A 7227-nucleotide genomic window follows, 5' to 3' on the forward strand; every position below is an offset into this window, starting at 1 on the left:
TTGTCGAAGCTCCGGTTCTCGAACATCACGACCACGACGTGGTCGAAGCCCGGAACGTGCCGCGGCGGCAGTGGCGAGAACTCGGGCGGGTGGGTGGTCGCGGCCGCGGTGACGGCGGCGCCGGCGGATGCCCCGATCGCGAGCCCCGCGGCGCTCAGACCCGCACGGCGGAAGAACTCCCGGCGCGACGGCAGCTCGGGTTCGTCGGCGCGCGCGTCGGTGTCGGCGGCATCCGCGTGCACCGCATCCGCGGTCGCGTCGTCGTTCTCGTCGTCCGTCGTCCGTGCCACCGAGACCCCCACCTCGACTCTGCCCGATTGTAGGGGACCGGCATCGGCTAATCTCGCGCCATGGGACCGCGACTCCGGTTCGATCGAGGCGCGCGCTACGGCGCAGCCATCGTCGGAATGCTCGCCACGACGTACATCGCGTCGGCGACGGATTTCTCGGCGATCGTGCAGTCCGAGTCGTACGCGGGGACGATCAGGAACGACACGCCGCTGGTGAACATCGTGCAGTTCCTGCTGATCGTGGGCGGCATGGTCGCGTCGCTCGCGCTGCTTCCCACGCCGGGCATGCGTCGCGTGGGCGGGATCACCCTCGTGTGCGTGGCGCTGTTCCTGTGGGCGACGTTCGGTCTCGAGCGCGGCGTCGGCAACATCCACGAGCCGGACGCGCTGTGGGCGTTCGTGCTCGATCAGGGCTTCGTCACGCTGCTCGCCGCCGTCGGCGGGTGGGTCATCGCGCGCGGACGACATCCGCTGTCGTGGATCGTCGTGATCGTGGCGATCATCCCTCCGATCGTGGGCCCGATGCTCGTCGAGGCGAACTTCACGTCGGGCGGGTACGCGCTCGTGATCCAGGGGATCGTCGTGCTGGGCGGGCTCGGCGCCGTGTGGGCCGCGGCGGGCATCGACCGGCTGCTCGAGCGGCGTCAGGCGACCGCGTCGAGCTAGCCGTGCGTCACGCCTTCGCGAGCGCGTCCTCGAATGCGACCCACGCGAGCATCGCGCACTTGACGCGCGCCGTGTATTTCGAGACGCCCGACAGGGCGGCTGCATCGCCGAACGTCTCCTCGTCGAGCGGGGTCTCTCCGCGCGATCGCAGTGCGGTGCGGAAGCCGTCGACGAGCGCCGTCGCATCCGAGCGCGAGAGGCCGCCCTCCTCCTCGACGAGCGCCGCGAGCATCGACGCGGACGCCTGCGAGATGGAGCATCCGACGCCGTCCCATGTCACATCGACGACGCGATCGCCGTCGAGGTGCACGCCGAGCGTGATCTCGTCGCCGCACGTCGGGTTGACCTGGTGACTGGTGGCCGCCGCATCCGCCGCGAGTCCCTTGCCGTGCGGGCGCTTGGAGTGATCGAGGATCAACTCTTGGTACAGCGCCTCGAGACCGCTCATCACGCGACTCCGAAGAACGAGCGGATGCCCGACACCGCGTCGAGGAACGCGTCGACCTCGTCGGGGGTGTTGTAGAGGGCGGCGGACGCCCGCACCGACGCCGTCACGCCGAAGCGGCGGTGCAGCGGCTGCGCGCAGTGGTGGCCGACGCGCACCGCGATGCCGTGTGAGTCGAGGAACTGCCCCGCGTCGTGCGCGTGCACGCCCTCGACGTCGAACGCCCACAGCGCGACACGTTCGGTCCGCGAGCCCGTCGGGGCGGTCCTTGAGCCTGTCGAAGGGTCGCCGAGAAGCCGGATGCCCGGAATCGACCGCAGCCCCTCGCCCATGCGCTCGCCGAGTGCCGTCTCGTGCGCGTGCACCGCCTCCATGCCCACGGACTCGAGGTAGCGCACAGCGGCCGCGAGGCCGATCGCCTGCGACACCGGCTGCGTGCCGGCTTCGAAGCGTTGCGGCGGAGGGAGGTACTGCGCCACGTCGAGTGTGACCGTCGTGATCATGGACCCGCCGGTGAGGAACGGCGGCAGTGCCTCGAGCACCTCGCTGCGTCCGTAGAGCGCTCCGATCCCGTACGGCCCGAGCATCTTGTGTCCGGAGAACACGGCGAGATCGACGCCCAGCGCGGGGAGGTCGAGCGGCAGGTGCGGTGCCGACTGGCATGCGTCGAGCACGGTGAGCGCGCCGACGCCGTTCGCGAGGGCGACGAGATCGGCGACGGGGTTCACGATGCCGAGCACGTTCGACACGTGCGGGAACGCGACGACGCGTGTGCGGTGCGAGATGACGGATGCCGCGGCATCCGTGTCGATCGTGCCGTCGTCGCGTACGGGGATGTGCTTGAGCGTCGCGCCGGTGCGCGCGGCGAGCTCCTGCCACGGGATGAGGTTCGCGTGGTGCTCGGACTCGGTGATGACGAGCTCATCGCCCGGGGCGAGCGCGAATCGTGCGCTCGCCGGAGCGCCGCGGCCCGCCGTCGCGTTGCCGATCGCGTACGCGACGAGGTTGATGCCGGCGGTCGCCCCGCTCGTCCAGACGAGCTGCTCGGGACGGGCGCCGACGAACCCGGCGACGGTCGTGCGCGCGTCTTCGAAGAGCTCGGTCGCCTCGGCCGCGAGCGTGTGAGCGCCGCGATGGACGGCGGAGTTCGCGCGCGTGAGGAAGTCCACTTCGGCGTCGATCACCGCGCGCGGCTTCTGGCTCGTCGCCGCGGAGTCGAGGTAGACGAGGGGCCGCCCGTCGACGGTCTGGTCGAGCAGGGGGAAGTCGGCGCGCACGGCCGTCGCGTCGAGCGTCGAGGTCACTTCTCCAGGCTACGCCGGGGCGCGGCATCCGGCTCCGTCGCATCCCGCCGGCGTGCGCTCGCGGCGGGGCCCCTGCGAGACTCGTGCCGTGGACGACCGTGTGCTCGCGATCATCGCGATCCTGCTCGGGGTGCTGATCGGCGTTGTGCTGCTCGTGCCGTTCGTCGCCCTCAGCTACCGACGTCGCGGCGGACTGACGGTGGGACGCGCCGCGCTGTGGTTCGCGGGGCTCGTCTACTTCTGCGCGATCTGGACGTATACGCTGCTGCCCCTCCCCGACCCGGACACCATCCGGTGCGCGGGCGTGAACCTCGACATCTTCGCGTTCATCGACGACATCCGCGGTGCCGTCCGCCCGACGGGCGTCGCGTTCAGCGACCCCGCGCTTCTCCAGTTGCTGCTGAACGTCGTGCTGTTCGTCCCTCTCGGGTTCTTCGTGCGGGTGCTCGGCGGGCGCGGCATCATCGCGGCGGGACTCATCGGGCTCGGTGTCTCGGCGTTCATCGAGACGACCCAGCTCACCGGCGTGTGGGGCCTCTACCCGTGCGCGTACCGTGTGTTCGACGTCGACGACCTCCTGACGAACACGATCGGCGCGCTCATCGGATCCGTCGTCGGACTCGTCGTGCCGAAGAGCCGACGCGGAGTCACGCGCCTGCCCGACGCCGAGCTGCCGCGACCCGTGACGCGCCGTCGCCGCCTGCTCGGCATGCTGTGCGACCTCATCGGCGCGACCATGACGTCGTGGGCGACCGCGGTGATCGTGCAATCGGCCCTCTACGGGCTCGGTGCCCACGAAGAAGTCGCCGAGGGGACAGCAGCCGCCGTCGTCGGGAATGTGACCGCGATCGTCATCTGGTTCCTCGTCATCATGGCGACGGGTCGATCGGTGGGCGACCTCGCCGTGCTCCTGCGCTTCGAGGGCACGACGTACCCCGTGTGGCTCGCGCGGGTGCTCCGCTTCGCGGGAGGGATCGGCGGTTACCTCATCCTCGTCGCGCTCCCCGGCGCGTGGGGCCTCGTGGGCGGGATCTTCGCCGTGCTCTCGCTCGTGCTCATGCTCACGACCGACGATCGCCGCGGACTTCCCGGGATCGTGTCGGGGCAGAAGCTGGTCGATGCTCGTGTGCGCGAGCTCTTGCAGTACGGGTGAGCGGCGCCCCCGGTCGCTGAGCGTGTCGAAGCGTCGCCCGGTCGCTGAGCGAGCGATGCGAGACGAAGCGCCCACCGCCTCGCGGCATCCGCCCTTACTCCTCGATCGACCCGCTTCCGCCGGTCTCGAGGAATTCGCGCGCCGCGACGACCAGGGCGTCGACGCCGACTTCGATCGTGGGGTGCAGCACCGGCGCGAAGAACGGCGAGTGGTTCGTCGGGATCGCGCTCTCGAGCGTGCCGGAGGCCTTCGCCTCGGCGAACATCTCGGGGTCGATGCCTCCCCAGAACCAGTACACGAGCGGCACGCCGGCCTCGCGCGCGAACCACGACACGTCCTCGCTGCCGGTGAACATCCCCGGGTCGACGACGGTGCCTGTGCCGAACGCGGTGTTGAACGCGTGCGTGAGCCGCGTCGTCGCGACGGGATCGTTGATCGTCGGGGGCAGGGTGTGGTCGGTGACGATGGTCGGGGGGACGACGGATCCGGATGCGGCGGCCTCCGCGCGCACGATCCGCTCGACCTTCTCGAGCACGCGCTCGCGCGCGGCGTCGTCGGGGTAGCGCAGGCTCAGCTCGAGCGTCGCCTCGGCGGGGATGATGTTGTTCTTCAATCCCGCGTGGATCGAGCCGACCGTCACGACGGCGACGTCGCGCGGGTCGATCTCGCGCGACACGATCGTCTGCAGCCGCATGACGGTCGCCGCCGCCATCACGACGGGGTCGATCGTCGAGTGCGGGCGCGACCCGTGGCCGCCGCGGCCGAAGAGCGTGACGGTGAGCCCGTCCGAGGCGGCCATCTGCGTGCCGGGGCGCACGCCGATCGTGCCGGCCGGAAGCGGCGTGAGGTGCTGCCCGAGGACGATGTCGGGCTTCGGGAACCGATCGAACACGCCGTCGGCGATCATCGCCTGGGCGCCGGCGCCGTGCTCCTCGGCGGGTTGGAACACGGTGACGATCGTCCCCGCCCATTCGTCCTTCGTCGCGACGAGGCGCTCGAGCGCGCCGAGCATCGCGGTCACGTGCATGTCATGCCCGCACGCGTGCATCACGGGGACGTCCGTGCCTGCGGGATCGATGCCGCGCGCGGTGCTCGCGTACTCGAGTCCGGTGCGCTCCTCGACGGGGAGGGCGTCCATGTCGGCGCGCAGCCACACGACCGGCCCGTCGCCATTGCGGATGACCGCGGCGACACCGGTCTTGCCGATGCCCTCCTCGAACTCGATCCCGAGGTCGGTGAGATGCTGGGCGACGATCCCCGCGGTGCGCGTCTCCTGGAATGAGAGCTCCGGGTGCCGGTGCAGGTCGATGTACAGCGCCTCGAGGTCGATCGTCATGCGGACGAGCCTAGCCCGGCGGCTCTTCCCGGCGCCGAGTGCACGACTTGTCGCCGAGCGCACGGCTTGAAGGCGTCGCGAAGTCGTGCAGTCGACGCGAGGTCGTGCACTCGCGCGCGTTTCGTCTGGGTCGCTGGACGTCCTCGCTCAGCGTCCGGGTGGGTCCGCGAGGCGCGCGGTCGAGCCTCGCACGATGAGCTCGAACGGCAGCTGACCGGGCTCGTGCGTCGGGGGCGCCTCGCCCTTCGTCTCGAGCGCCTCGAGGATCGCCTCTGCCGCCCGCTCCCCCTGGCCGAGCGGGAACTGGTCGATCGTCGTGAGGCGGAAGAACTCGCCGAGCTCGTGGCCGTCGATGCCGATGATCGACAGGTCCTCGGGCACGCGGTAACCGAGCTCGCGGGCGGCGAGGAGGGCGCCGATCGCCATCTCATCGGATGCGGCGAAGATCGCCGTCGGGCGCTCGCCGGGTCGCCCGAGCAACTGCTTCGCCGCGCGGAATCCGCCCTCGATCGTGAAGTCGGCGGGCTCGTACAGGGCGGGGTGCGCGGGGATGCCGGCATCCGCCAGCGCCTGCTCGAACCCCTGGCGCCGACGTGTGGGGATGTGGAAGTCGATGTCGAACTCGGGGCTCGCGCCGATGTGCGCGATGTCGCGGTGTCCGAGCGCGATGAGGTGCTCGGTCGCGAGCCGCGCGACGGCGATGTCGTCGACCGTGAGGGTCGTCAGGCGCGGGTTCGGCCCGCCGATCGCGATCACCGGCAGGTCGAGCTCGCGCAGGCGCTCGGTCTCGTCGTCGCCGAGCTCGATCGAGATCGCCACGACGCCGTCGACACGCTGCCGCCGCAGGAACGTCTCGAAGATCACCTGCCGCTGCTCGCGGTCGGCCGTGAGGCTGTAGAGCGTGATGTCGTAGCCCCTGCGCATCAGCGTGTTCGCGATGCCGCTCAGCACAGTCGAGAAGAACCACCGGTCGAGGAACGGCACGAGCACGCCGATGTTGCGCGTGCGTCCCGAAGCGAGGCTCGACGCTGACGACGACACGACGTAGCCGAGGCTCTTCGCCGCCGACTCCACGCGCGCACGGGTCGCCGGCGACACCTGACCGCGGCCGCTCAGGGCGCGCGAGACGGTCGCGGTCGACACGCCCGCCAGGCGGGCGACTTCATCGATGCTGACCATGCGCGCTCCTTCGCGGCGTTCCCCAGACGGTCGGCTGGGTCGATCCTGCCGGATCAACCCTCCGCGAGCCACACCGCCGTGTCGGTCGGCAGCAGGTTCCCGTCGAGGGGACCGCTCGCGACGACGACGGTGCCCGCGGGCAGCTCGACGGGATTCTCGCCGAAGTTCACGACCACGGTGATGTCGCCGTTGCGGAACGCGACCACCTCGGGATCGGACTCGATCCACTCGAGCGTGCCGGCGCCCAGGCCGTGTTCCCGGCGCGCGGCGAGCAGGCTCTTGTAGAGCTCGAGCGTCGAACCCTCGACGCCGTCCTGCGCATCGCGCGCGAGCGTCGCCCACTCGGCCGGCTGCGGCAGCCACGACGCACCCGTCGCGCTGAAGCCGTAGGCGGGGGCATCCGCGTTCCATGGGATGGGCACGCGGCATCCGTCACGTCCGTAGCGCTCGCCGTTCGTGCGGAACCACGTCGGGTCCTGGCGCGCCTCACCAGGGATGTCGATGACCTCGGGAAGGCCGAGCTCTTCGCCCTGGTACAGGTACGACGAACCCGGCAGCGCGAGCATGAGGGTCGTCGCGGCGCGGGCGCGGCGCAGACCGACCTCGGGGATCGGCTTGCCGGGTGAGTCCGGGCCGATGCCGTGACCCTGCGGGTTCTCGGCCGTGAGCGCGAGCCGCGACGCGTGGCGCACGACGTCGTGGTTCGACAGGACCCACGTGCTCGGCGCGCCCACGGCCGCATACGCGGCGAGCGACTCGTCGATCACGCGACGCAGCGCCTGGGCGTCCCACTTGGTCTCCAGGTAGTTGAAGTTGAACGCCTGGTGCATCTCGTCGGGGCGCACCCACAGCGC

General features: G+C 70.9%; 7 protein-coding genes and 1 pseudogene. 2 read left to right on the plus strand and 6 right to left on the minus strand.

Going from position 1 to position 7227, the window contains the following annotated elements; genetic code table 11:
- Positions 1-290 (minus strand): annotated as a pseudogene (locus VNR19_RS16850) (hypothetical protein); the annotation flags it as partial.
- Positions 291-350: 60 nt separating this feature from the next.
- On the opposite strand from VNR19_RS16850, the gene VNR19_RS16855 reads away from it, so the two are divergent.
- Positions 351-956, plus strand: coding sequence for a hypothetical protein (locus VNR19_RS16855; protein WP_325728433.1), 606 nt, complete (start codon positions 351-353; stop codon positions 954-956).
- A gap of 7 nt (positions 957-963) precedes the next feature.
- Here the strand turns inward: VNR19_RS16855 and sufU are convergent, their stop codons facing one another.
- Positions 964-1404 (minus strand): Fe-S cluster assembly sulfur transfer protein SufU, encoded by a 441-nt coding sequence (gene sufU, locus VNR19_RS16860; RefSeq protein WP_325728434.1) that lies wholly within the window; start codon positions 1402-1404, stop codon positions 964-966.
- Entirely contained in the window at positions 1404-2705 is a 1302-nt protein-coding gene (locus VNR19_RS16865) for a SufS family cysteine desulfurase (protein ID WP_325728435.1), read from the minus strand. The genes sufU and VNR19_RS16865 overlap by 1 nt, the downstream gene beginning before the upstream one ends.
- A gap of 88 nt (positions 2706-2793) precedes the next feature.
- Between VNR19_RS16865 and VNR19_RS16870 the strand changes: the two genes are divergently transcribed.
- Positions 2794-3858: a VanZ family protein gene (locus tag VNR19_RS16870; RefSeq protein ID WP_325728436.1), complete on the plus strand. Its 1065-nt coding sequence runs from the start codon at positions 2794-2796 to the stop codon at positions 3856-3858.
- A gap of 94 nt (positions 3859-3952) precedes the next feature.
- Here VNR19_RS16870 and VNR19_RS16875 read toward each other — a convergent pair whose 3' ends face one another.
- The 3 genes from VNR19_RS16875 to VNR19_RS16885 all read right to left on the minus strand — a co-directional run.
- A complete protein-coding gene (locus tag VNR19_RS16875; protein WP_325728437.1) occupies positions 3953-5194 on the minus strand; it encodes an amidohydrolase in 1242 nt (413 codons plus the stop codon).
- A 147-nt stretch (positions 5195-5341) separates the two neighbouring features.
- Positions 5342-6373, minus strand: coding sequence for a LacI family DNA-binding transcriptional regulator (locus tag VNR19_RS16880; protein WP_325728438.1), 1032 nt, complete (start codon positions 6371-6373; stop codon positions 5342-5344).
- A gap of 53 nt (positions 6374-6426) precedes the next feature.
- The coding region (locus VNR19_RS16885) for an alpha-amylase family glycosyl hydrolase (RefSeq protein WP_325728439.1) at positions 6427-7227 on the minus strand (801 nt) is incomplete at its 5' end.

Origin of the sequence: Microbacterium sp. (assembly GCF_035556355.1) — a bacterium.
Classification (GTDB): domain Bacteria; phylum Actinomycetota; class Actinomycetes; order Actinomycetales; family Microbacteriaceae; genus Microbacterium.

What these genes read in the sequence shown, in the direction of transcription:
- VNR19_RS16855 (WP_325728433.1), top strand. Translation starts at nt 351, where the DNA reads ATGGGACCGCGACTCCGGTTCGATCGAGGCGCGCGCTACGGCGCAGCC.
- sufU (WP_325728434.1), bottom strand. Translation starts at nt 1,404, where the DNA reads ATGAGCGGTCTCGAGGCGCTGTACCAAGAGTTGATCCTCGATCACTCC.
- VNR19_RS16875 (WP_325728437.1), bottom strand. Translation starts at nt 5,194, where the DNA reads ATGACGATCGACCTCGAGGCGCTGTACATCGACCTGCACCGGCACCCG.
- VNR19_RS16880 (WP_325728438.1), bottom strand. Translation starts at nt 6,373, where the DNA reads ATGGTCAGCATCGATGAAGTCGCCCGCCTGGCGGGCGTGTCGACCGCG.